At 61.9% G+C, this 24,278-nt stretch carries 21 protein-coding genes and 1 pseudogene; 3 read left to right on the plus strand and 19 right to left on the minus strand.

Going from position 1 to position 24,278, the window contains the following annotated elements; genetic code table 11:
- Window position 1: 1 nt before the first annotated feature.
- Complete coding sequence (locus tag LB526_RS00505) at window positions 2–1,255, minus strand: O-antigen ligase family protein (RefSeq protein ID WP_224625638.1); 1,254 nt, start codon at window positions 1,253–1,255, stop codon at window positions 2–4.
- The gene (locus LB526_RS00510; RefSeq protein WP_224625639.1) at window positions 1,252–2,460 is read right to left on the minus strand and encodes a glycosyltransferase family 4 protein; all 1,209 of its coding nucleotides are present in this window, start codon (window positions 2,458–2,460) and stop codon (window positions 1,252–1,254) included. The genes LB526_RS00505 and LB526_RS00510 overlap by 4 nt, the downstream gene beginning before the upstream one ends.
- Before the next feature lie 823 nt (window positions 2,461–3,283).
- Here LB526_RS00510 and LB526_RS00515 point away from each other — a divergent pair.
- Window positions 3,284–4,771 (plus strand): calcium-binding protein, encoded by a 1,488-nt coding sequence (locus LB526_RS00515; protein ID WP_224625640.1) that lies wholly within the window; start codon window positions 3,284–3,286, stop codon window positions 4,769–4,771.
- A gap of 122 nt (window positions 4,772–4,893) precedes the next feature.
- Here LB526_RS00515 and LB526_RS29740 read toward each other — a convergent pair.
- Window positions 4,894–4,985: pseudogene (locus tag LB526_RS29740) on the minus strand (sugar isomerase); the annotation flags it as partial.
- 292 nt (window positions 4,986–5,277) lie between these two features.
- On the opposite strand from LB526_RS29740, the gene LB526_RS00525 reads away from it, so the two are divergent.
- Window positions 5,278–6,087, plus strand: a complete 810-nt coding sequence (locus LB526_RS00525; protein ID WP_224625642.1) for a hypothetical protein — start codon at window positions 5,278–5,280, stop codon at window positions 6,085–6,087.
- 183 nt (window positions 6,088–6,270) lie between these two features.
- On the opposite strand, the gene LB526_RS00530 is transcribed toward LB526_RS00525, so the two are convergent.
- The 16 genes from LB526_RS00530 to LB526_RS00605 form a co-directional block, all read right to left on the minus strand.
- On the minus strand, window positions 6,271–6,642 hold the full coding sequence (locus LB526_RS00530; protein ID WP_224625644.1) for a hypothetical protein: 372 nt from the start codon (window positions 6,640–6,642) through the stop codon (window positions 6,271–6,273).
- Window positions 6,643–7,466: 824 nt separating this feature from the next.
- Window positions 7,467–7,715: a cytochrome C oxidase subunit IV family protein gene (locus LB526_RS00535; RefSeq protein ID WP_140543006.1), complete on the minus strand. Its 249-nt coding sequence runs from the start codon at window positions 7,713–7,715 to the stop codon at window positions 7,467–7,469.
- The gene (locus LB526_RS00540) at window positions 7,712–8,347 is read right to left on the minus strand and encodes a cytochrome c oxidase subunit 3 (protein WP_224625646.1); all 636 of its coding nucleotides are present in this window, start codon (window positions 8,345–8,347) and stop codon (window positions 7,712–7,714) included. The genes LB526_RS00535 and LB526_RS00540 overlap by 4 nt, the downstream gene beginning before the upstream one ends.
- Entirely contained in the window at window positions 8,344–9,987 is a 1,644-nt protein-coding gene (ctaD, locus tag LB526_RS00545) for a cytochrome c oxidase subunit I (protein WP_224625647.1), read from the minus strand. The genes LB526_RS00540 and ctaD overlap by 4 nt, the downstream gene beginning before the upstream one ends.
- A complete protein-coding gene (gene coxB / locus LB526_RS00550; RefSeq protein WP_224625649.1) occupies window positions 9,984–10,937 on the minus strand; it encodes a cytochrome c oxidase subunit II in 954 nt (317 codons plus the stop codon). Before coxB ends, ctaD begins: the two co-directional genes overlap by 4 nt.
- The gene (locus tag LB526_RS00555) at window positions 10,934–11,761 is read right to left on the minus strand and encodes an SCO family protein (RefSeq protein WP_224625651.1); all 828 of its coding nucleotides are present in this window, start codon (window positions 11,759–11,761) and stop codon (window positions 10,934–10,936) included. Before LB526_RS00555 ends, coxB begins: the two co-directional genes overlap by 4 nt.
- On the minus strand, window positions 11,683–12,126 hold the full coding sequence (locus LB526_RS00560) for a hypothetical protein (RefSeq protein ID WP_224625652.1): 444 nt from the start codon (window positions 12,124–12,126) through the stop codon (window positions 11,683–11,685). The genes LB526_RS00555 and LB526_RS00560 overlap by 79 nt, the downstream gene beginning before the upstream one ends.
- Window positions 12,119–13,225, minus strand: a complete 1,107-nt coding sequence (locus LB526_RS00565; RefSeq protein ID WP_224625653.1) for a hypothetical protein — start codon at window positions 13,223–13,225, stop codon at window positions 12,119–12,121. Before LB526_RS00565 ends, LB526_RS00560 begins: the two co-directional genes overlap by 8 nt.
- Entirely contained in the window at window positions 13,222–13,764 is a 543-nt protein-coding gene (locus LB526_RS00570) for a c-type cytochrome (protein WP_224548647.1), read from the minus strand. The genes LB526_RS00565 and LB526_RS00570 overlap by 4 nt, the downstream gene beginning before the upstream one ends.
- Window positions 13,761–14,288 (minus strand): DUF3341 domain-containing protein, encoded by a 528-nt coding sequence (locus tag LB526_RS00575; RefSeq protein WP_224548649.1) that lies wholly within the window; start codon window positions 14,286–14,288, stop codon window positions 13,761–13,763. The genes LB526_RS00570 and LB526_RS00575 overlap by 4 nt, the downstream gene beginning before the upstream one ends.
- Complete coding sequence (gene nrfD / locus LB526_RS00580) at window positions 14,285–15,643, minus strand: NrfD/PsrC family molybdoenzyme membrane anchor subunit (RefSeq protein WP_224625654.1); 1,359 nt, start codon at window positions 15,641–15,643, stop codon at window positions 14,285–14,287. The genes LB526_RS00575 and nrfD overlap by 4 nt, the downstream gene beginning before the upstream one ends.
- Window positions 15,636–18,608 (minus strand): TAT-variant-translocated molybdopterin oxidoreductase, encoded by a 2,973-nt coding sequence (locus tag LB526_RS00585; protein WP_224625655.1) that lies wholly within the window; start codon window positions 18,606–18,608, stop codon window positions 15,636–15,638. Before LB526_RS00585 ends, nrfD begins: the two co-directional genes overlap by 8 nt.
- Complete coding sequence (locus LB526_RS00590; protein WP_411966991.1) at window positions 18,592–19,248, minus strand: cytochrome c3 family protein; 657 nt, start codon at window positions 19,246–19,248, stop codon at window positions 18,592–18,594. Before LB526_RS00590 ends, LB526_RS00585 begins: the two co-directional genes overlap by 17 nt.
- 471 nt (window positions 19,249–19,719) lie before the next feature.
- The gene (locus LB526_RS00595; protein WP_224625657.1) at window positions 19,720–21,999 is read right to left on the minus strand and encodes a xanthine dehydrogenase family protein molybdopterin-binding subunit; all 2,280 of its coding nucleotides are present in this window, start codon (window positions 21,997–21,999) and stop codon (window positions 19,720–19,722) included.
- A gap of 2 nt (window positions 22,000–22,001) precedes the next feature.
- Complete coding sequence (locus LB526_RS00600; RefSeq protein ID WP_224625658.1) at window positions 22,002–23,024, minus strand: FAD binding domain-containing protein; 1,023 nt, start codon at window positions 23,022–23,024, stop codon at window positions 22,002–22,004.
- A 1-nt stretch (window position 23,025) separates the two neighbouring features.
- On the minus strand, window positions 23,026–23,643 hold the full coding sequence (locus LB526_RS00605; protein ID WP_224625659.1) for a (2Fe-2S)-binding protein: 618 nt from the start codon (window positions 23,641–23,643) through the stop codon (window positions 23,026–23,028).
- A gap of 187 nt (window positions 23,644–23,830) precedes the next feature.
- On the opposite strand from LB526_RS00605, the gene LB526_RS00610 reads away from it, so the two are divergent.
- Entirely contained in the window at window positions 23,831–24,274 is a 444-nt protein-coding gene (locus LB526_RS00610) for a PPC domain-containing DNA-binding protein (RefSeq protein ID WP_224625660.1), read from the plus strand.
- The last annotated feature ends 4 nt before the right edge of the window (window positions 24,275–24,278 follow it).

Below are 24,278 nucleotides of genomic sequence, written 5' to 3' on the forward strand. Positions count from 1 at the left end.
ATCAACGGCTCCTCGCTCCTGCAGTTGCCGCGATAAACTTGGGCTGCCCGGCTACGAGGCAAAGTGTGATCGAGAACCAAACGATCGGGTGGCGAATGACCAAATGCGGGAAGCCGAAGATGCCGATCGACAACGCAAGTGCCACCAGAGCGTCGAGCTTTGCACGCCAGGCAGAGATGGCCGCGAAGCCGAGGATCCATAACAGGGCGAGAACCGCTAGAATGCCTCCTTGAGTATACAAGTCCAGTAGCGTGCTGTGAGCCTCGAAAGGCAGGTCGATAAACTCCTTGGTCACGACAGATCTGTCGACATGTGGTCCCGGGCCGAGGCCCAGCGAAGCAGACCCCAACCCCTTGCCCAGAGCATTGGTCCAGATATTGATGCGCAGATTGGCTGTCTCGGCTGTCGCCTCACCACCCTCGCCTTTGGTCAGGCTCTTGGCGAAATTTTCAACAGTGCTCGTTTCCGCAAGCACATAGGGTGTTGCGGAGATTGCAAGAGGGACCAAAGCAAGCAACAGCAAAAGGCTGATTTGACGACCAAGAGTGACCCTTCCGCCAACCGCGACCCATCTCCGGACGCGCAACATCAGGAAAACCAAACCAGTTATCACTATTGTCAATAGATAGGTATCGCTCTTAGTCAATCGTCCGACGTATACTATGAGAACAATGCTTACTATGCCAAATGTCCTGGCTATCATATTACTTGTTGTCATTGAAAGGTATAGTGCAAGGGGGCCGAACAGCGCGCAATAAAGAGCCAGCTGGTTTGGGTTGTCCGACCATCCTGTGAACCTGTCCCAGAACCAAGGGTTCACTCCGGACTGATGGAGCAAGCCGAATCCAAGCGCCAGTTGGAAAACAAAACACGCGTTCGCAATGCCGATCACCCACCACGCGGTGCGACGCAGACGGCGATCCGCCTGAGGATCAGCCGCAAGCAGACATGTAACGAATGCCAGCAACAGATAGGCAATCATGTCGTGAACCGGCGCGTCCATGTACTGAACGCTCGTAAGCATGCCGACAATCATGCCTAGCCCGAGAGCGAATGCCATGATCCCCCAGAAGGCGGCAAAAATCGACAGGACCGGCGTGGCTTCAAGTCGACCACCGGCAAGTACGCGGCCAATCGAAATCAGTATCCAAACCGCCAGCAACAATTCGCTGATTCCGAACGGCGCGCCTGGAATTTCGAGTTGCGATGCATAAGCCATTGCAACGCCGCCGGCCAACAGGACGTCTCGGATCATTGGCGCACCTCGCCCAACGGACCAAATGCGGCATTCTTTTCGGTCTGCGAGGCCTGAACTGAGGCGCCAACGGCTTTGGCATCAAGAATATGCCGGTAAAGGTCGCAATACTGGGCGACCACCAGCGGCAGCGCGAAATGCTGCTTGACGAATTCGATGGAACGAGCGCCCATGGCCGCCCCGGCGGGGCGGTCGGCCAAGACTTGATTTATCCTGGAAGCAAATGCCTCGGCATCGCCAGGCGGAACCAGGTATCCGTTCCAACCGGGCTGGACCACTTCGTTGCAGCCCGGCATATCTGACGCCACGATTGGCAGCCCAGCTAACCCCGCCTCGAGCAGGACACGTGGCACTCCCTCCCGATATTGTGTCGGAAAGGCAAACAAATCCGCCATGCCAAGAAGGGCAGGAACATCGCGCCGTGGACCCAGGGCAATGACATGAGGGGAATGGCGTTCGATTTCCGATTTGTCGACGGCGAACGGCCCCTCGGATTCCCATGGACCAACAAGCACGAAACGCGCATTCGGCCTTTTTTCAAGAACGCGGGGTACTGCCTTAAGCAGCGTTGGGATGCCCTTCTCGCGCGTCAGCCGGCCGACAAAAATGATCACTTCAGCCGATGACAGCCCAAGCTGCTCGCGCATGGCCTGCGATGACGGAGCGCTCTCTCTTGCCCTGGTAAAGCCGTCGACGTCGATGCCGGAACTGCAGATCAGGCGACCAGTCCCGCGCCCGATGAGCCGGTAGCGCTCGAAGAACGCCTTGTCATCACGGTTTTGGAAAACCGTGGCAGCCGTCCAGCGCGACGAAAGCCACTGCAGCCCCGAGAAGATCGGGCGCAGCGCCATAGCCCTCGGCTCACGGGAAGAAAACGTCCAGCCAAGACCATTGATGGTGCGGATGACCGGAACGGCCCCCCTTATCGCCAACGGCGTCAAGAGATTAGGCTTGGTATCAAAGCTCTGTACAATGTCCGGGCACAGGTCCGAGATCAGTTTTCTGATCGTCCTTACGGCGCCTCCACTCCCGCTGGAAAATCGGTCGAAGCCGTAGCGTCGATGCGGAATGTCGTGCTGCGAAAATGCTGTATCCGGACCGCTCGACACCGCAGTGACTTGGAAGCCCTTCTGACGCAGCGACAGCAAAAACGGAATCCTGAAGGCGTGGTCCTCGCCTCCAACACACACAAGATGCGGATTCATGCTGTCTCCCCCGACCGCCCGTCAGACTTGGGTCGCGTGCACTGGTCAGCATTTCTTCGTGCTTCCATGATCCTGGTTCGCTACTCAGATACATGTTTTGCGCCAAGGTTCACGGTACGGGCAGGCTTGCCCAATGTCCTCGTCCGTTTGAATGAGCGGACCGATCTCGGGGTGCGCGCGGCTGCGTCGGAGCGCGAATTGAATGTCCATTTCGGCGAGGGGATTCGAGGCTCGGCGGCCTCTGAGCCGGTGACAAGGCCTCAGCTTGAATTGCGTCGGTTCAACCGTTCCTCAAGTCCAAGTTCGGCGAACGCGGTTGATCGCAGAACCCCGGATCTGACGAGCCATCGACGAAGATACGTTCCTAGCAAAATGCCTAGAGGAAGAGAGCACTCAAGCGAAGTGTCCTTCGCTCGAAAAAAGGGAGTGCCTCGCACTGGACACACCCGAGAAAATTTCAAGTTTTCCCAAAAAACCGGGAATTGATCCTGACAACCGTTTCCTTATTGCTGTGTTCTGTGCCCAGCATCAATGATTCTACCGGTATCGGGTTGTTTTGGTTCCAGCAGCGTTTCGCTCGCCGCATCGTCGGTCTTTGTGGCCTGAAGGTTGAGTAACGGAATCGTGTTATCCCCGGCTAATTTGATGCATCATCGAACACCGAAATTCGATGCAAATCACTGTAAGATTAGGCGTTTTTGGTGCTGGTAAAGTACTCGATCAATCATTCTATCAACATATTTCCGTATTTGATTTGGCGCTAATGTACCCTCTCGGTTAGGCAGGGGGTGGGGCGCTTATCAATCAGAAGAAGGATGTTCGCATGGCTACCATGCATTACGCCTATGGCGCCCCCGCCTCCGGCGCCATAGCTAATGGCTTCAACTTGATCGACCTTCAGTACGCGTCATCGGTCAACGCGCTGCCTGACGGCACCAAGGCTTTGATATATCTCAACGAAAGCAGCGGGGTGACCCAGTCTTTCATAGACAAGGTGACGCCCCTCCTCGGCAATTCCAAGGTTTTTGGCTTTTATCTCACTGACGAGCCTGACCCCACGGGCAAATACCACACACAGGTCAGCGCTGCGAATCTGAAGGCTGAATCCGACTGGATTCACTCTCATTTCCCGGGTGCGAAAACCTTCATTACGCTGATGGACATGGGGTCGTTCACGGCCTCCGATTACACCAACACGTACAATCCCGCCAACACGGGGATCGACTATTACGGGCTCGATCCCTACCCCGTGCGCTCGACCGCGGTCGACTTCAACTACATCGACAGAGCCGTCGCTGCAGCGGAGAAGGCGGGCATTCCGCAGAGTGCGATCATTCCTGTGTTCCAGACGTTTGGCGGCGGCGGGTGGTCGACCAATACGGGCGGGTCTTATGTGATGCCTACCACCGCCCAGGAACAGACCATCATGGACCATTGGGCAAAGCTCGTCCCGTCGCCAGCCTTTGACATGGCCTATAAGTGGTCCTCGCAAAATGGCGAGACCTCGCTTGGCAACACGTCGTCGATGCAGGCGTTTTTCCTGGATCACAACACCCATACCAGCACCAGCACCAGCACCAGCACCAACACTAGCACCAGTACTGGCAGTAGCACTGGCACCAGTAGCGGCACGACAACCCCACCTCCCGTCACGGCCCCGATCGCCGACATAAAAGGCACCAGCGGCAACGACGTTTTACGCCCGGCCGACAACACCGCACACACGATGGCGGGCTATGGGGGCAATGACGACTACTATGTCAACAATGCTGCCAGCAAGGTGGTCGAGGCCGCTGGCCAGGGCCAGGACAGGGTGTGGACGTCGGTGAGTTATGCGCTTGCCGCCGGCTCGTCGATTGAAGTCCTCGGCACCCAGAAGGACGCCGGCACGACGGCGATCAACTTGACCGGCAACGAATTGCGTCAGCACATCATCGGAAATGCCGGCGACAACGTCATAAAGAGCGGCGGCGGCGGCGATTGGCTGACCGGCAATGGCGGCCACGACACCTTCGTTTTCAACAGCACCCTCAGCAAGAGCAATGTTGCCACGGTTACCGACTTCAGCCCGTCTGTGGACAAGATCCACTTGGATGACGCTGTCTTCAAAGGGCTCAGCGTTGGGGCGCTCGCAAGCAGTGCTTTCTATACCGGTGCCGCCGCTCACGACAGCACCGATCATATCGTCTACAACAGCACGACCGGAGCGCTCTACTTTGACAGCGACGGCGCAGGCGGCGCAGCTCAGATTCAGTTCGCCGCCCTTTCCCCGCATCTTGCGGTTACGGCGAGCTCGTTCGCTGTGGTCTAGGACGGGCATGCTCTTCATGGCGATCTAGCGCAGGCTCGTACCTGCCATAAGATCGCCGTCGATAGGAGCCTCCAAGCTCCGCAAAGCAGGGCATTACCGGCGACAATGTTCGCCGGTAATGCCTACTCCACCACCGTCACAGACTTCGTCAGATTGCGCGGCTGGTCGACGTCGGCGCCCATGAAGACGGCGCTGAAATAGCCAGCATCTGGACCTGCAGCGCATAGATGATTGCATGGATGCCACCACTATGCTGGCTTGGCAGCAGCTCCGCCTCGAAGCGGGTCCATCGATCGAACAGATGAAGCCGAATTTTTCCGCACAGCCTAAAAAGGAGACCGGTGCGGGGCGATTTGGTGGATAGTTGGAGCATGCCGACGAGTTCAACGTGCGGGTATGGCGCAGCGGTTCGAGCCGCGCAATCCATCAAGTCGGAACCCGTCGCGCCAACAGCTTGGTCGGCAAAGTTCACACGCATCAGCAATCTGTGCATATCGGCGTTGCTCATGATGCTGATCTGCAGCCAATCGGCGCTGTCTGCGGGCGGCAGCGGCAAGACGCTTCACTACACCTCCGGTGGGCCGGGCGTTGCAATCGCGAGCGCAGGCTTCGACCTCGCCGATGTACAATCCGTAGAGCAACTCAATGCCTTGCCGCCAGGGATGAAGGGGCTGATATGGCTAAATGAATCCAGCGGCGTGACGCCACGCTTCATTGCCAAGGTGAAGCCATTTATCGGCAATCCGCGGCTGTTCGGTTTTCGCCTCTGCGATGAGCCGGACATCACCGGCAAATACCATTCCCCAGCAGTTAGTCCGGCGGCCCTGAAGGCCGAGACCGAGTGGATCAGAGCCAATGTCCCCGGGGCAGTTACATTTGTTACTTTGATGGACATGGGGTCTTTCGAAGCCCCCGCCTTCATGAATACCTTTAATCCCGCCAATACAGGAATTGATCTTTTCGGCCTGGATCCATATCCGGTCCGCGGCAAAGCTTTCGATTTGGACTTCATCGATCGAACGGTCGAGGCAGCCGTTGCCGCTGGCATCCCTCTCGACAGGATTGTGCCTGTATACCAGGCCTTCGGCGGCGGCAATTGGAAGACCCGTACCGGAGCGGCTGCGGACGTCTATGTACTGCCGACACCGGACCAGGCGAAGCAGATCTTCGCGCGCTGGGCCACCTACTCTCCGGCTCCTGTATTCGACTTTGCCTATGCCTGGGGTTCACAAAACGGAGACACCAAGCTAGGCAGCGCCAGCCCTGAGGCGCTCGAACTTCGCTTGGCGTTCAAAGCGCACAACACGGCGCCGTAGCAACCGCCGCGACCATTTTACCGAAGATACCCCAGCTGTGCAGAACGCAGATCCTCATTGCTGCGCATCAGCCATTCAACAGCTGGAGCGATTCCAGGAAAAGTGTGGGCGGTTTTCCGTCCGGAATTGCGCAAAAAACAAAGAGATAGGGCGTTCGCCGTTTCCGTGAAACGGCGAAACGCACTAGCCGAACAGACGATGAACTTGGCCGTTCAGCTGTATGCCGAGTCCTCGGCTGCGAAACTTATGGACGATTGACCTCTTCTCTTGCCAGCGACGCTTCTCAGCTTGGCGCTCATGGAACCAAAGGAGACCGCCAGCAAGAAGACAACATACGCCAATGCCGAATATGAAGAGAGGATCGCCCTGTTCACCGCCACCAAAGAATATCGCCGAGACGATAAACACACCGCCCGCGAGCGCGCCGACCCAGGCTGCTATGCCGCATCTGGAAAGCCCATCGTGCTGGCCGCAAAGAAAGCGGTAGCGCTCAGCAAGGCGCGCTTCGTCTTCGCTCAGATTTAGCGCGCAGTCTCCGTTGGCTTCATGCAGCATATTTCACCCCCTGCTTACTTTGCATACGGGGTATCGGCGACAAATGTTTCATTCAAGCGAGGGACAAGTTGCAATTTTTCGCACCGTTATGATGCCGTCGCGATGCAATGTGCAATAACCGGGTCAGGGGCAATACTGAGCGTGGCTGGGCCGCTCTACGGAAGTCGCGACAATCCGTATGGCACTTTGCTTGGCCGTGATTCAGGGGCGGTGTTATTGAGAGCGGTCCTTCATTCGCACGGCGGAGGCTCCATCGAGATTTGTTATAACGACATCAGCCGGCGCCCTGTATCTAGTCCGTGCCCCCGCCGGTCAGGCCCGGCCCGTGGGCTCCCCCGTTCTCGTGCCGGGCCGCTCGCTTATTGAGCAGCGAATACGCAACACCGGGCCGATTTCTCGGAGGTCTACCAGGCGCGGCGGTTCAACCAACGCCACTCCAGCGGGCGAGTTGTCGAGCCGCCCTTCGCGGTCCGGCTTGCGATCAGCCAAACGCCGCTGAGTGCTTTTCGAACAACGCCAATTTGTCGGCATACCCGATGCGGTTCGCAGCTCCGCAGCCCTCGCATTTGAAGGTCGAGATCACCTTGAACCACGACCCTTTCCTTTTGAAGGCATGGTTACATTCCAAGCACTTGAATTCCAAGTCGGCATCATTCAGCGCCGCGGACAGGGGCATCGCTCACCTCCAATGACGTGTTCCTCATTCGCAATCATGCTGCCCGAAGACTATGAGCAAGATCACATGTTGATGCTGGGCCTGTTGCGGCTTGATGACAGGACCTCAGTCCCAATCGGCGTGCCCGCTGGCGATTGATGCCGCTCTCCTATCGCCCGATCAGCGTCAGCCCGAAAAGAATGGCGAGCCAAAGCCCGGTTGCCGCGACGGCGAGCCGCGGCAAGGTGCCTGTCAGATGCATGAACAGCAGGGCGATCAGGACCGCCTTGGCGGCCGCGATCGCCAGGTTGAGGGCGACATTGAAGCCGCCGAGATCGAGGAAGGAGGAAGCCACCGTCAGCGCCAGCAGCGCGAGCAGCCCGAGATAGCCGAAGGTGAGTTTGCGCAATTCGCTCATCGGTTGATCAGGTAAAGGACGGGGAACATGAACACCCAGATGATGTCGACGAAATGCCAATAGAGGCCGACGGCAACCACCCGGCGCAGGCGGTTGGCAGGGCTGGAGGGCCGCCAGAGCGCGATCATGCCGGCGATGACGACGATGCCGCCGATCAGGTGCAGCGCATGCAGCGAGGTCATCGCGAAATAGAGGCCGAAGAAAAGCTGGGCGTGCACGGAATCCGGTCCTGCATAGCGGAACGGCAGGCCGAGAAGCGGGGCCAGTCCTTCGCTGATCTCCTTGCCGTATTCCATCCCCTTCACAACCAGGAAGCAGACACCCAGCACCGAGGTCGCGGCCAACGCCCAAATTGTCGCGCGCCAACGTCTCTGCAGCGTGAACCTGTGCGCCAGCGCCATGGTGAAGCTGCTGGTGAGCAGCACGGCCGTGTTGAAGGTGCCGAGCGGCAGCGAAAGATGCTTGGAAGCCGCCGCGAAGGCGGGGCCGAAATCAATATGGGCGACGAGGAAGACTAGGAAAATCGCGCCGAACAGCATCGCCTCGGAGCCGATGAACACCCACATCGCAAAAGTGTCGGCGCGCCGTTCGCGCTGGGGCGTGTCGAAAGCGACGCTTTCGGTGCCGCTCATCGCGCCGCTTCCTCCCGGTGCGGGCTGAAGCGCTCGTGCTCGAGCCCCTTCATGTCGTAGGCATAGGCCGGTCGCGTCACGACCGGCATGGTCTCGAAATTATGTGGTGGCGGCGGCGAGCTCGTCTGCCATTCGAGCCCCGTGGCGCTCCACGGATTGTCGGGCGCGCGGGCGCCGCGAAAAAGCGACCAGCCGAGGTAGAACAAGGGCATCAGATAGCCGATCGCCAGCACCACCGCGCCGCCCGAGGACAACACGTTCCAGAACTGGAACTCAGGCGGATAGGTATGATAGCGCCGGGGCATGCCGTCGAAGCCCAGCACATATTGCGGGAAGAAGGTCAGATTGAAGCCGACGAAAGTGACGGTCGCCGCTATACGCCCCGCGGTTTCCGAATACGTGCGGCCGGTCAATTTCGGCCACCAGAAATGCAGGCCCGCCATGTAGGCCGTCACCATGCCGCCGACCATGATGTAGTGGAAATGCGCGATGACGAAGTAGGTGTCGTGGACATGCACGTCGACCGCCAACGCCGCAAGGAACAGCCCCGCCAGCCCGCCGAAGGTGAACAGCGCCAGGAAGAACAGCGCATAGAGCATCGGCGTCTCGAAGCTGATCTCCCCCTTGCGCAGCGTCAGGCTCCAGTTGAAAACCTTGATCGCCGACGGGATCGCGACGCAGAAGGACAGGAACGAGAACACCACGCCGGCATAGGCCGACTGTCCGCTGACGAACATGTGGTGGCCCCAGACCAGGAAGCCGAAGACGGCGATCGCCATCGACGACATCGCCACCGCCTTGTAGCCGAACAGCGGCCGGCGGCTGAAGCAGGGCAGCACCTCCGACACCACACCCATGCCGGGCAGGATCATGATGTAGACGGCCGGGTGCGAGTAGAACCAGAAGAGATGCTGGAAGAGCAGCGGATCGCCGCCGAGATCGGGATTGAAGATGCCGATGCCGAACACGCGCTCCAGCACGATCAGGATCAGCGATGCGGCGAGCACCGGCGTTGCCAGCACCATCACCAGGCTGGTGGCGTAGAGCGTCCAGACGAAAATCGGCAGTCGGAACCAGGTGAGCCCCGGCGCGCGTAGCGTGTGAACCGTGACGATGAAATTGATGCCGGTCATGATCGTCGAGAAACCGACAATGAAGACGCCGAAGGCCGCGGTCGAGACGAAGCCGTTGGCATAAAGCGTCGACAGCGGCGTGTAGAAGGTCCAGCCGGTATCAACGCCGCCGGCCACCACCGCAAACAGCGCGAACAGGCTGCCGAAAATGAAGACGTACCAGCTGGCGAGGTTGAGCCGCGGGAAAGCGAGGTCGCGCGCGCCGATCATCAGCGGCAAAAGGAAATTGCCCATGGTCGCTGGGATTGACGGCACCAGGAAGAGCCAGACCATGATGATGCCGTGCAGCGAGAACAGCCGGTTGTAGACATCGTCGGAGACGAGGTCGCCTGCCGGTGTCGCCAGCTCGATCCGCATCAGCACCGCCATCGCGCCGCCGAGGAAGAAGAAGGCCGTTAGCGAGATGAGATAGAGCCACGCGACGCGCTTATGGTCGGTGGTGAGAAGCCATGCCCGCAGGCCGCGGCCTTCGCCGAGATATGTACCCTGCATCGCCGCGTTGCTCATGGCTTGGCTCCAGCCGTTGGCTGAGGCGAAAGCGACTTCAGATAGGCGAGCAGCATCTGCAACTCGCCTTCATCGATCAGGCCATCGAAGCTCGGCATGACCGGCTCGAAGCCCGCCGCGATCTCCTTCTTCGGGTTGAGGATGGAGTCGCGCAAATAGCGCTCGTCGGCGATCACCGTCTGCTGATTGTCGAGCGCCACCGGCCGGCCGAAGATGCCGTCAAGCGAGGGCGCCCTCACCTTGCTGCTCGCGCCATGGCAGCCGGAGCAGCCCAGCGCGCGAAACAGTTTCTCGCCGCTTGCGGCAAGCGTCTCGCCTTCGCCCTGGCTGTTCAGCCACGCGGCATATTGCTCGGGCGCCATCACGGTCACCCAGCCGCCCATTTCAGAATGCTGAGTGCCGCAATATTGGGCGCAGAACAGGTGGTAGCGGCCGGGCTCGGTGGCAATGAACCAGATATGGGTCGTGCGTCCAGGCACCGCGTCCTGCTTGATGCGGAACGCCGGCACGTAGAAGGAGTGGATGACGTCCTGCGAGGCAAGCGACACGACAATCGGTTTGCCAACCGGAACGTGCAACTCGTTGATCTCGCGCTGGCCGCCGGGTTGCCTGAACTCCCACATCCACTGTTTGCCCAGCCCCGTGATCTCGAGCGCGTCCGCCGGCGGATGATCGCGGCGAACGAAAAGCACTGCGCCCCAGCCGAAGAAGATGAAGGCAATGATCAGGCTGGCGATGGTCCAACTTGTTTCCAGCCACAGGGTACGGGAACGCTGTCCGGTGCGATCCGCCGGCGACCCGACGCGGTATTTCACCGCGTAGCCGACGACCAGCCCGGTGAGCGCCAGCCCGAGCACGGCTGAGAAAACGAGCAGCGTATAAAACAGCGCATCGACATGGCCGGCTTCCGACGAGGCTTCCTGCGGGAAGAAGGGAACGCCGAAGCTCACCTTGCCCTCCCCCGCATTTGCCAGAGCACCGTTGCTCCCAGGCCGAGCACCGTTGCCAGGCTGGCCACTTTCAGCGCCGCCCAGACTACGGGAGTGTACTGGCCTTTCGAACTGTCGAACCCCGCGCAGAACAGGAAGACATGATCGGCAATCGACCCGAGCTTGTTGGCTGATGCTTCGACCAGCGCGAGTTGGAGATCGCGCGGCGTGAAGGTCAAGGCCGGCAATACCTGTGAAATTCGGCCCGACGGTGTGAGCGCGATAACTGCGATCGGATGCACGAACTGATCGATGTCTTTGCGCGGGTCGAAGGTGATCCCGGCCTCCTTGGCCAGCGCCGCGCCGGCGCTCTCGCTGCTGGTCAGAAAACGCCAGGCGGACAATCCCGCCGGGCCTGCGGCGGAAGCGATGTCATCCCGCGCCGCGGCGGCATCGGCGGAGGTCTCTTCGGGGTCGATCGAGATGAACAGCGCGCGATAATCCGCAGGGCGAAGCGATGTCTTCTTCAGATCGGATGCGACGGCCTGCTGGGTGACGCCACAAAGATTCGGGCATTTATCGTAGCCGAAGATGACAAGCGCCGGACGTCCGCCAAGCGTCTCGCCAAGCGTCAGCTTCCGGCCGCTTGTATCGACCAATTCTCGCTCAAGGCTGAGCTGCGCGCCGAGCTTCGGATCGAAGCTCGGTCGTTCCGCGGCAATCGCCATGCCGGCAATGAACAGACAAAGCGCAGCCAACAAGCTTCTCATCGCCCTGCCCCACGCTGCTGTTGGCAATTCTGGGCCTGCGGCGCACGGGGAACCGCCGCCGTGAGCAGGGCGCAATCAGGCTCCGTGGCCGCTGCCGTCGGTCGCGACCAATCCGGCAGGCCGTGGCTGACCACCGCCCACATGGCGTCATCGATCGGGATGCGCGCGATGCCGGCCTTGCGATCGACCCAGCCAAGCGTCTTGAGCTGGCGATCCTCTTCGGCGCGGAGCGCGGTCAGATCCTGCTGCGGCGTGGTCTGGAGATCCGGGTTCTCGGGATTGGTATTGGCTGGCAGCGGCAACCAGGTCGGCGCGGTGTTGAAGACGAGCTTCACGCCGATCGCAGCTAAAGCGATGAACAGCAGCAGCCCGCCGCCGAAGGCGAGCAGCACACGCGGCTGGACATCGCGCGTCTCGGGATGACGGTCCGCATTAGCCATGGGCGACCTCCCGCTTCCACCAGACGATCCTGTCTGGCCGGCGGAGCAGGAAAAGGAACAGCGCGAGCCACAGCCCGCCCAATCCCATCCAGGCGGCCGCATCGTGCCACAATGCCAGCAGGCCGTCGGCAAAGAGCGGTGGCCGGACTCGCCAAAAGACGTCGATGAAATGGCCGGCCAGAGCGACAGCGGCGAGCCAGACAAGGCCGCGATGGCTGCGCTTCAGCCTGCGGCTGAGCAGGCCCGCGAAAGCCGCGACGTGCACGGCAATCAGCAGCCAAAGAAGATATAGCCAGCCGCCCGTGGAGCGCACGCCGTACCAGCGGATCTCGTCGGGCAAGTCGCCACCCCAGACCACCAGCCATTGCATGAAAGCGAGATAGATCCAGGTCAGCACGAAGCCGAGCAGCATGTTGGCAAGATCCTCGCTGAGCGCGACATCTTCCTCGCCTCCGGGCATGACTTCCACTGCCCGCCTTGCCGCCAGCACCAGGATCGCCAGGGCGAATGCGCCGACCACCTCGGCGGCAGCTTCGCAAAGCGCATAGATGGTCGAGGTGAATTCAGGCTCGAGCGACAGCATCCAGTCGATGGCAAAAACGCTGACGGAAAGCGCGTGAAGGATGAGGCCGAGGGCATATTTCTTTCCGCTGCCACGCTTTGCGGGGTCCTCTGTAGTTAGCATCGTCCAGGCCAGAACGAGCCAGACCGCAGCGCAGAAGGCGAAGCGCAGCAGGAAGAACGGCACATTGAGATAAGCAAGCTTCTCTCGAACCTGCTCAGCAAGCATCGCGGGATCGGCGCCGGCCCATGGGAAGATCAGGTCGAGCCGCATCAGCACCGGCAGGAGCAGGACGAGCGCAAATGGCAGCATCGCGATCATGATCCGCAAAGGCTGGCGGACCGCATCGCCCCAGCGTCCACCGGTCAGCCCGTGTACCATCAGTATGGTCAGCGCGCCGAGCGGCAGGCTGAGCGCGAAGAGAATTGCGGGGAGCCAGGCGCTCAGCATCGCCTTGGCGTCGAGCGATACGCCCAGACCGCAGACGACAAGTCCTACGGCGCCCGCCGACAGAAAGCCTTGCTCGAGGCGGCTCATGGCGAGGCCTCCGCTTCGAGCCGCGCGCGCATGCTTTGCGGAAGTTCGGCGACCGGAGCGTCGCGCGAATATTGCAGCGCGCGGATATAGGCGATGATCGCCCAGCGGTCCTGCGGCGGCACCCTGGCTGCATAAGAATACATGGCGCCATAGCCGTTGGTGATGACGTCGTAGAAGTGCCGGTCCGAGGCCTTGCGCAGGGCTTCCTGGTGGTAGCTCGGCGGCGCCGGAAAGCCGCGCTGGACGATCATGCCGTGACCATCGCCGGTGCGGCCGTGACAGGGCGAGCAGAAGATGTCGAAACGCTGCTGCCCGCGCTGCAGCAGCTCGATCGTGATCGGATAAGGGATTTTGTCCGGGACCGGCGTCAGATCGGCGTCGCGCGCCACCGTTCCTGTAACGGGCGTCCGCGCCGACATGCCGTCGGCGAACTGGTTGCTGGCCTCCAGCGGATCGTAGCGCGGCTGGTCCTCCATATCCTGCCGGCAGCCGGCGACGGCCAGCGCACCCAACATAAGCGTGAGGCCGAGGCGCCTCACGCCTCGACCTCCTCGACCATCTCGGCGCCGAGCCGCGTCAGCTGGCCCCTGGTCACGCCCTTGCGGTATTTGGGATCGGCCGCTTCGATCAGCAGATAGAACTTGCCGCCGCGCGCGTAGCTGAAGCTCTCGGCGTTGAAGACGGGGTGATGATAGCGGGGCAGCCCATTGGCCGCGAGCACCCCCAGGAAACCCGCGAAGGCGGCGCCGAGAATGCCGGCCTCGAACGCGATGATGACGAAAGGCGGCCAGGAGTGCAGCGGCCGGCCACCGACATTGATGGGATAATCGACTTCGACAGAGTACCAGATCAGCGCATAGACGAGTGCCGCGCCGGCAATGCCGCCGGCGAGCACGGCCCAGGGCAGGCGCGTCTTCGGTATCTCCAATATCCGTTCCAGTTCCTTCATCGGGAACGGCGAGAACGCATCCATGCGCCGATAGCCGCGCTCGCGCATGCCGCGCGCCGCCGCGATGAGCGCTTCGGGACCGGCAAACACCGCCATGAGGCCGTAGAGGCTCATCGGATCTTGCCCTCCTCTTCGGCCAGTTCCTCGACCTCGAAGATGGTGATCGCCGGCAGGATACGGATGAACAGGAAGACGAGCGCGAAGAAGGTGCCGATCGAGCCGAACAGGATGCCGAAATCGAGCCAGGCCAGCGACTGCTCGCCCCAGGCAGACGGCAGGTAATCGCGGCTCGGCCCCGTCACGACGATGATGTAGCGCTCGATCCACATGCCGACATTGATGGCGACGGCGATCGCGAACAGCAGCGGCATGTTGCGGCGGATGCGTCTGAACCACAGCAATTGCAGCACGCCGCAGTTCAGGCTCAGCATTATCCAGAACAGCGGCGCATAGGGACCCAGCGCGCGCTGCGCCATCATGGTGCGTTCGTAAGGCTCGCCCGAATACCAGGCGAAGAATGCTTCCGAGACATAACCATAGGCGACGACCATGCCGGCGGCGATCATCAGCTTGGCGGCATTGTCCATATGCCTGAGCGTGATCAGGTCCTTGACTGAGAAGGCCCACCGCAATGGAATGGCGATGGTGAGCACCATGGCGAAGCCGGAGAGCAGCGCGCCGGCGACGAAATAGGGCGGGAAGATCGTCGAGTGGTAACCGGGCGTGATCGCGAAGGTGAAGTCGAGCGAGACGATCGAATGCACCGAAACGACCAGCGGCGTGGCGAGCGCCGCAAGCAGGAAATAAACGACCTGGTAACGCGCCCAGTGATAGGCCGAGCCGCGCCAGCCGAGCGCCAATATGCCGTAGAAGAGCTGCGCCGGTCTCGACCTGGCACAGTCGCGCAGCACTGCAAGATCCGGCAGCAGCCCCATATACCAGAACAGCAGCGAGACGGTCGCGTAGGTGGCGATTGCCGCGAAGTCCCAGACCAGCGGGCTTCGCCATTGCGGCCAGTGCATATGCACATTGGGCAGCGGCAGCAGCCAGTAGAAGAACCACGGTCGCCCAAGATGCAGGATGGGAAACAGGCCGGCCATGGCGACGGCAAACAACGTCATGGCCTCGGCGAAGCGGTTGATCGAGGCGCGCCAGGGTTGGCGCAGCAGCAACAGCACCGCCGAGATCAGCGTGCCGGCATGACCGATGCCGATCCACCAGACGAAATTGGAGATCATCGTGCCCCAGACCACCGGCATGTTGATACCGAGGCCGCCGACGCCGACCGCGATGAGATAGGTGATCGAATAGAGCAGCAGCAAAACCAGCAGGAAGCAGAGCAGGAACGCTGTCCAGAAATGGCGCGGCAGGCGGCCGTTGAGCACAATGGAGCCGATGCGGCCGCTGATCTCGGGAAAATCGTGACGGCCGCGCAGGACAGCCGGGCTGTTCGCGCTCGCTTCAGCCATCGGTCGCCTCGCCCGGCTTGGCAAGCTTGCCGTTCGGATTGGAGATCTTGCCGAGATAGGTGGTGCGCGGCCGTGTGTTCAGTTCCTCCAGCAGCGCGTAATTCTGCGGCGCGCTTTTCTCGCGAACGACCTTTGCATCTTTCTTGTTGCGATCGCCGAAGGTGATGGCCTGCGTCGGGCAGGCCTGCTGACAGGCGGTGACCACTTCGCCATCGGCCATGCCGCGGTTCTCGATCTGCGCCTGGATGCGCCTGGCGCTGATGCGCTGGACGCAATAGGTGCATTTCTCCATCACCCCGCGCGAGCGCACGCTGACATTCGGATTGTGCACGCCCTGCTCCGGACCTGCCTCCTCCTTGTCGAAGGATTGATGATCGAGGAAGTTGAAGCGCCGCACCTTGTAGGGGCAATTCTGCGAACAATAGCGCGTGCCGATGCAGCGGTTATAGACCTGCGCATTCAGTCCATCATGCGTGTGCACGGTGGCGTTGACCGGACACACCACTTCGCACGGCGCCTTTTCGCAATGCATGCAGGGCACCGGCTGGAAAAATGTCTCGGGCGCGTCGACCGGCCCGGCATAGTAGCGGTCGACCCGCAGCCAATGCATCTCGTGGCCGCGCTCGCATTCCTCCGGCCCGACCGGCGCGATGTTGTTCTCCGCCTGGCAGGCCGAGACGCAGGCCATGCAGCCGGTGCAGGCCGAGAGGTCGATCGCCATCGCCCAGGCTTCCTGGTCGTACGGCCAGTCGGGATAGAGCGATTCCGTCGGCGCCGGCGGCGCATTCTTGCGCACGAAATCCGGGTTCTGTCGGAATGCATCGAGCGACGCGTAGCGCACGATGGCGCGCCCCTCCATCGCTTGGTGATGCTGCGTGGTGATGACCCGCATGCTGTGTCCGCGCGGCGCGATGGCCGCGCCGGTCGCGAACCATTCCGAACCACGGCGCAAATGGAAGGCGTCGTAGCCTTGCGATAGCGCAGCAACGGAACCGACCTTTCGCCCGAAGCCGAAGGACAGCGTTATCGTCTCGTCCGGGTGGCCGGGCACGATCCAGGCAGGTGCATCGACATCCGCCCCATTGGAGGCGATATTGACGACCTCGCCATTTCCGACCTTCAATCGCTCGGCGGTGGCGGGCGAGACGAGCGCAGCGTTGCCCCACACAATCTTCGTCAAGGGTCGCGGCAGTTCCTGCAGCCATGAGGCGTTGGCGAAACGGCCGTCGCGCAACCAGGGATCCGCGACGAAGCGGACATCGATGCCGCTGTCTGCCTTTGCTGCCGGCTTCAGTCCCGCCAGGTCCGGCGGCACTGTGACGGATACCGGTTTGGCAGCACTGTCCGCCATGACACCGTCGCGCAGAGCCTTTCTCCAGGCATCATCATCGAGTTGCGTCCAATGCTGCCGGATAAGCGAAAGCGGATCGGCCTCGAACCCGCCGCCAAGCACGGCAAGAAGCTGATGCGCGGTCTTGCCGTCGTAAAGCGGTTTGATCAGCGGCTGGACCAGGGAGGTGCTGCCTTCATAGGCGCGGATGTCGCTCCAGCTCTCGAGCTCATGCGCAGCGGGCACATGCCAGTGCGCCAGGAACGCCGTCTCGTCGCGGTAGAGGCCGTGATGGACAAGCAGATTCAGTCCCGAAAAAGCCTTGCGCATATCGAGGTTTGCCGGGCCGGTGTGCAGCGGGTTTGCACCCAGCGCCACCACGGTGTCCACAGCCCCATCGCCGATTGCCTCGCGCAGCGCTCCGAGATCGCCGTCGACCGACAGCGAATCCGGCGCCTCGATCAGCTCGACCGTGTTGCCAAGCGCGCCAAGCTTCGCATTGGCGGCAAGCGCGACCGCATGAACGAAGGCGCTCTGCTGCGCTCCGGCAATGACCAGCGCATTGCGGCCTGCCGCTTTCAGGTCGTCGACCAGCACCGTCATCAAGGCCTGGTCGATCGGCGAGTTGGAAGCTCCGGTTTGGCCGGTCGACGCCGCGTCTAATCCGGCAGCCACAGCTTCGACGTCGCTTGGCTTGATCGCAAGCCGATGATCGGCGGCGGCTCCGGTGATTGTCGGCGTCGACTCCACCGCATAAAGCCGGCTCATCCGGTCGGACGGATCGCGTACACGTCGCCGCGCAGCAAAGTCGCGCGCATAAGCGAGCCGCCCAGGCCCTTCGCCGAGGAAATCGGCGTCGAGGCTGACGATCGTTTCGGCACGATCAAAGCGATAGACCGGCGTCAGCGCCGACCCGAACAGGGTGCGCGACGCCTCCATCGCGGCCGGCATCGCCAACGGATCATGGCGATAGAGTTTCAGCCTCGGATAGCGTGTCCGCAGCGCATCCAGCTGCGCCGCGAGCGTCGGCGAGGTGGTCGCTTCAACCAGCAACGCCCCGCCCTGCCCTTGCGATGCCGTCCATCGCGAAACGAGCCCCGCCATTGTCTTCAGGAAATCGCCGTACGATGCCGGCTGGCCATCCTTGAGCGGCGTGCGTGAACGGTTCGGGTCGAACAGCGTCAGCACGGCTGCCTGCATCACCGCGTCGGTGGCGCCGCGCGAGGCCGGATGGTCGGGATTGCCTTCGATCTTGGTCGGCCGCCCTTCATGGCTTTCGACGATGGCGCCGATACCGAAGCCGTCACTCGACAGCGTCGTCGCATAGTAGACAGGCTTGCCGGGGACCAGGATTTCCGGCTGGCGCACATAGGGCACGATGCTTTCCGCCCTGCTGCAGGCGGCCAGCCCGGCAAGCGACAGCGAGGCGCCCATCAGCTTCAGCAGCGTGCGCCGGTTCGGCTTTGCCGGCAGGCGTTCCGCGATTGCCGGGAACTCGGCCTCGACGAAGCGGCGGAAATCGGCAGCGCCGGCGATCTCGTCGAGGCTGCGCCACATTTCACCGCCATGCGCCAGCCGCTTGCGCAGAGCCTCGATGTCGATGGCGGAACCAGGCCTGTCAGCGATGGCAGACATAGCAATCCGTCATCGTCTCGGGATGGATGTCGAGCACGCCGATCAGCTGCCGCCTGATCTCAGCGATGTCCGCGGGCGGCTGCCAATGCATCAGGAACACGTCCTGCAGGGGACGTAAATTCGGCTCCGGGTTGCGATGACAGCCGAGGCACCACTCCATGCTCAGTGTGCGCGCCCGCATCGTCAGCGGCATCTGGTCGACCTCGCCATGGCAGATCTCGCAGGCGACGCCTTTGTTGATGTGGATCGCATGATTGAAGAAGACAAAATCCGGGACGCCGTTGACGCGCTGCCATTCGATCGGCTTGCCGCCGGCCAGACTTGCACGCACCGGCGCTAGCATGCCGGCATTGGTGAAAAGCTGCGAATGGCAGGTCATGCAGACTTCGGTCGCCGGCAAACCCGCCGAAGACGAGGTCTCGACGCCATTGTGACAATAGCGGCAGTCGATGCCGAGCTGGCCGACATGGTGCTTGTGACTGAACGGCACCGGCTGCGCCAATGGCTCACCTACTCCCGTTACCAGGTCCGAACGGGGAAGGATTGTCCCGATCGCGGCTGCGATCAACAGAACCGCACAACTTCCCCAGATGACAAAGCGCGCAACGCCATTGGCGTTTTTCGAGAAGATTTGCGGCATCCCCTCGCCGATTCTGCTGAAGGCAAACCCAGAGTTGACGCCCCCTAACGGTGCTTTCGCCGCCAAGGTTCCGCGCCCGCGTCGGAATCACAGAATGGTGACTGCAACCGGGAACAGGTCGCGGATTTAATCCGCAACCACCGCCGCTCCCATGCGTTTCGGCGGCCGCCACTCCACGGAAACCAAGGTCGGCACGAAGTCATCGCCCACGCTTTGCCGACCAGGTGACAGAGATCGGCCACCCGGGCTAAAGACTTCAGCGCTTCAGGTCGTTGCGACGCCGCCCCGTCGGCTGTGACGGACCGCCCTTCCGCTCCGCCGGCCGCCGGCTTCGGCGCCTGGCGAGGAAATACATCCAGATCAGAATGAGGATCAGAGGGATACCCGCGATGGGCAGCATCCACACCCCAAGGTGAAACATGGGTTTCGCCTATTAGAGAAAATAGCTATGCGCATGCATCGCAGGCATGCTCAAGCGAGCAACTGCTCGATCCTGATCGGCAAATCGCGGATGCGTTTGCCGGTGGCATGGTAGACTGCGCTGGCGACAGCCGCGGCCGTGCCGACATTGCCCAGTTCGCCCAAGCCCTTCACGCCGGCCGGGTTGACCGCGTGGTCGACTTCCGGAACCAGGATCACCTGCAGGTCCTTGATGTCGGCATTCACCGGCACAAGATAGTCCTGCAGGTCGCGGTTGACGTAGCGGGCATAGCGGCTGTCGACTTCCGTCGCTTCATGCAGCGCCTGGCCAATGCCCCAGATCATGCCGCCCATCAGTTGGCTGCGCGCGGTGCGCGTGTTCATGATGCGGCCGGCCGCGAACGCGCCGACGATGCGCGGCACGCGGATCTCCCTCGTGTAGCGGTTGATGCGGACTTCGACGAACTCGGCGCCGAAGGCGTATTTCACCGAATCCTCATCCTGCTCGCCACCGTGGAATTCCGGCATGCCGGCATAGAGCTTCTTCAGCGCTTCGGGCGTCGCACCCTTGGGCGCGAACTCGGTATATTCCTCGATTGCGCCAACCTGCATGGTCTTCAGGACATCTTCGACCTTTGCCGAAGCGCCGCCCTTGGCCACGATCTTTCCGTCGGCGAGGTCGAGTTCCTCGTTGTGAGAGCCCGCCAGCGGCCCGCCCTCGGCGGTCGCGCCGGCATAGAGCTTGGCGCGGATGGCATCGCAGGCCTTCAGCACTGCCGAGCAGACACTCGCGGTGGAGATCGAGCCCCCCGAGACAGGAGCGGGAGGCAGGCTGCTGTCGCCCATTTCGACGCTGATCCGATCGATGCTGACGCCGAGACGTTCCGACGCCATCTGACCGGCCACAGTGCGCACGCCGGTTCCGATCTCGTGCGAACCGCATTGCAGCCGCACATCGCCATCGACGGTCAGGCGCACCCGTGCCGCGCATGGCGCGACTGCGGTTGGATAAATCGCCGTCGCGCAGCCCATGCCGACCAGCCAGTCGCCGTCGCGCATCGCTCCCACTTTCGGGTCCCGCTTCGCCCAGCCAAAAGCCTCGGCCGCTTGGTCATAGCACTGGATCAGCGAGCGGCTGGAGAACGGCTTCTTGCCGATCGGCTCTGTCTTCGGTTCATTGATCCGGCGGAATTCCACCGGGTCCATGCCGAGCGCTACCGCCATTTCGTCCATGGCGTTTTCCAGCGCATAGACATAAGGCGTCTCGGGCGGCGAGCGCATATAGCCGGGCGTGTTGCGGTCCGCCTGCACCAGCGAGACATGTGTCAGCACAGAACCGTAAGCATACATGCGGCCGGTTGCCGACGTGCCGCCCACGACATAGGAGTCCGGCCGCGAGGTGACCTCCCAGCCTTCATGCGCGAAAGCAGTAATGCGGCCGTCCTTGCCTGCGCCGATCCGGATGCGGTGCCTTGTCTCCGCCCTATAGGTCTGGGTGCCGAAGGCCTGGATCCGGCTGGTCACGCAACGCACCGGTCGGCCGAGCCGCCTGGCGGCAACCGCGACGATGGCCGTGCGCGGCGTCATCGGTCCCTTGGAACCGAAGGCGCCGCCGATGAAGGGGCTGACGATGCGCACCTTAGCGGGATCGATCTTCAATTGCCTGGCAAGCTCGACCTTCCAGCCGGTCACGTTTTGCGACGGCTCGTGGACGATCAGCTGGTCGCCCTCCCAGAAGGCGGTGGTTGAGAACAGCTCGATCGGATTGTGGTGCTGCGTGGGCGTCGAATAGCGCGCGTCGATCTTCACCGCGGCCTCTCTATAGGCGGCATCGAAGTCGCCGGCCTTCACGTCTTCCTTGAACAGAGGACTCTTGCCGGCGGCAGGAATGGTTGCCGTGCCCGGACTGTCGAAGCTCGCCGTGGGCGTCTCCGCATCATACTCGGCGCGGATCAACTGCGCCGCCTCTTCGGCGGCTTCGAATGTCTCGGCAACCGCGAGCGCGATGATCTGGCCGTCATGGAAGATCGTCCGGTCATGCAGCGGCCCGATCGAGGTGGCGCCGGAATTGCCGAATTTCGGCTTCTCGACCTTGTCCATGTCGCCATAAGTGACGATATCGAGCAACCCGGGCACGGCACGAGCGTCGTCGAGATTAAGCTTGGCTACCTTGCCCTTGGCAATGCTGCTGGTGGCCAGCGCGCCGTAAGCGATGTTGGCGGTCGGCAGGTCGGCTGGGTAATGCGCCTGCCCGGTGACCTTGAGCCGTGCATCGACGCGCGGCAGCGGTTGGCCCTGGTTCTCTTTCGGTCTCGGAGCGGCAGTGTCCATGGTCACACCTTCATGTCGCGGGTTTCGAGCAGCGCGCGCACCAGCGTTCGCTTACCGAGCTCGATCTTGAATGCGTTGTGCTGGCGCGGCTCGGCCCCGGCGAAGGCGGCATCCGCCGCCGCCCCCGCCGAAACCTCGTCGAGCGTCTTTCCTTGCAGGGCTTCCTCCGCGGCTTTGGCACGCCACGGCACGGTCGCCACGCCGCCCAAGGCAATGCGCGCCTCGCGTACGTTGTCGCCGTCCAGGTCGAGCGCAACGGCCGCCGAAGCCAGCGCGAACGCGTAGGATTCGCGGTCTCGGATCTTCAGATAAAGCGAGCGCCGCGCCCATGGCACAGCCGGCACTTCTATGGCGGTGATGATCTCGTCAGCAGCGAGATCGGTCTCGATCTCAGGCGTATCGCGTGGCTGACGATGCAGCTTGGCGAGCGGTATCTTTCGCGCTCCACGCGAGCCTTCGGCACGCACGACGGCATCGAGCGCGATCAGCGCCTGGGCAAAGTCGCCGTGATACGTCGCGATGCAGGCATCGCTGCCGCCCAGCACCGCATGCTGCCGGTTGAAACCCTCCATCGCAGCGCAGCCGGACCCTGGCACGCGCTTGTTGCAGTGCCAGGATGTCTCGCGAAAATATTCGCAGCGCGTGCGCTGCAGGACATTGCCGGCGAGACTTGCCATGTTGCGGATCTGGCCGCTTGCGGCCAGCCGCAAGCTGTCGGCAATAACGGGATAGCCGCGCTTGAGCTCAGCGTGATCTGCCGCCTCGCCCATCCGCACCAGAGCCCCGAAGCGGATGCCCTCGTCGGTCACCCGGATTTGCCTGAGGCCTGGATCCTTGAGCCGGTTGAGGTCGACCAGCCGGCTCGGCTCGGCAACGCCGAGCTTCATATAATCGGCAAGGTTGGTGCCCCCGGCGATGAACTGCGCATTCGCTCGCGTCGGCTGGTCGTCCTCGGTCGTGAAGCGAGATGCGATCGCGACGGCCGCGGAAATGTCGGTCGGCTGTTCGTAGACGAAGGGACGCATATCAGGCTCCCTTCATCTGATCGCGTGCCTGCAGGACGGCAGCGACAATGTTTGGATAGGCGGCGCAACGGCAGATATTGCCGCTCATATAGTCGCGGATGTCGTCTTCGGATTTTGCGTGCCCTTCATTGATGCAACCAATGGCCGACAGGATTTGGCCCGGCGTGCAGTAGCCGCACTGGAAGGCATCGTGGTCGATGAAGGCCTGCTGCATCGGATGCAGCTTACCGTCGCTGGATGCCAGCCCCTCGACGGTCGTCACATCCTTGCCGGCATTCATCACCGCGAAACTGAGACAGGAGAGCACGCGTTTGCCGTCGACAAGAACCGTGCACGCCCCGCATTGTCCATGGTCGCAACCCTTCTTGGTGCCGGTTAGCCCGACATGATCCCGCAAGGCGTCAAGCAAGCTCGTTCTCGTATCGAGCGACAGCTCATAAGCCTGCTTGTTGATCCGCATCGACGTCACCACTGGCTCGCGAAGTTCCGGGCCAGCGGCGGCAGGCGCTTCGGCTTTCGCCGATGAAACGAGCAATGGTGCCGCGGCGGCCGAGACTGTGCCTGTCATGAAATTGCGCCGGCTGAGGCCAAGCGTGGATGGGAGGGAAGGCTGGGACATGGCTCGCTCCTGGCTGGCTGCTCATCGGGGGCTAACCATTCATGCAGGCCATTGTTCCGGCCTGGCCGGCGCGGGATCCTAGGCCTCACAGAAGTGTGATCCTGCCCTTCGAAGATGCTCATCATGTGGGAACATGCATGCCGGGTTCGAGTTCTACGGCCAATACCAACGCTGATGGCGGGCCGATATGAAATCGAAACTGGTCGCACAGACTTCTGGGCAAAGGACATTCGTGGTTGTGCTGGACCCAGGCGAGGAAGCATTTGCTGCCCTGTCCGACTTCGCCGACGAGCAGGGAATTGCCGGCGCCTCGCTGACCGCGATCGGCGCATTCGAGAAGGCGACCGTTGGCTGGTTCGACTTCGGCTCGAAATCTTACCGCAAGATCCCGGTCGGCGAGCAATGCGAGGTTCTGAGCGCTGTTGGCGACATCGCGGTCGACGACGGCGGCAGACCGAGCCTGCACATCCATGCTGTCCTGGGTTTAAGCGACGGATCGACGCGCGGCGGCCACCTTGTTGAAGGCATCGTCAAGCCTACGCTCGAAGTCACGGTGACAGAATCGCCCGCTCACCTGCGGCGCACCAAACGCCCCGGCCTTGGCATCGCCTTGATCGATCTCGACGCCTGAGGGC

Origin of the sequence: Mesorhizobium sp. CA6, from assembly GCF_020165035.1 — a bacterium.
Classification (GTDB): Bacteria; Pseudomonadota; Alphaproteobacteria; order Rhizobiales; family Rhizobiaceae; genus Mesorhizobium.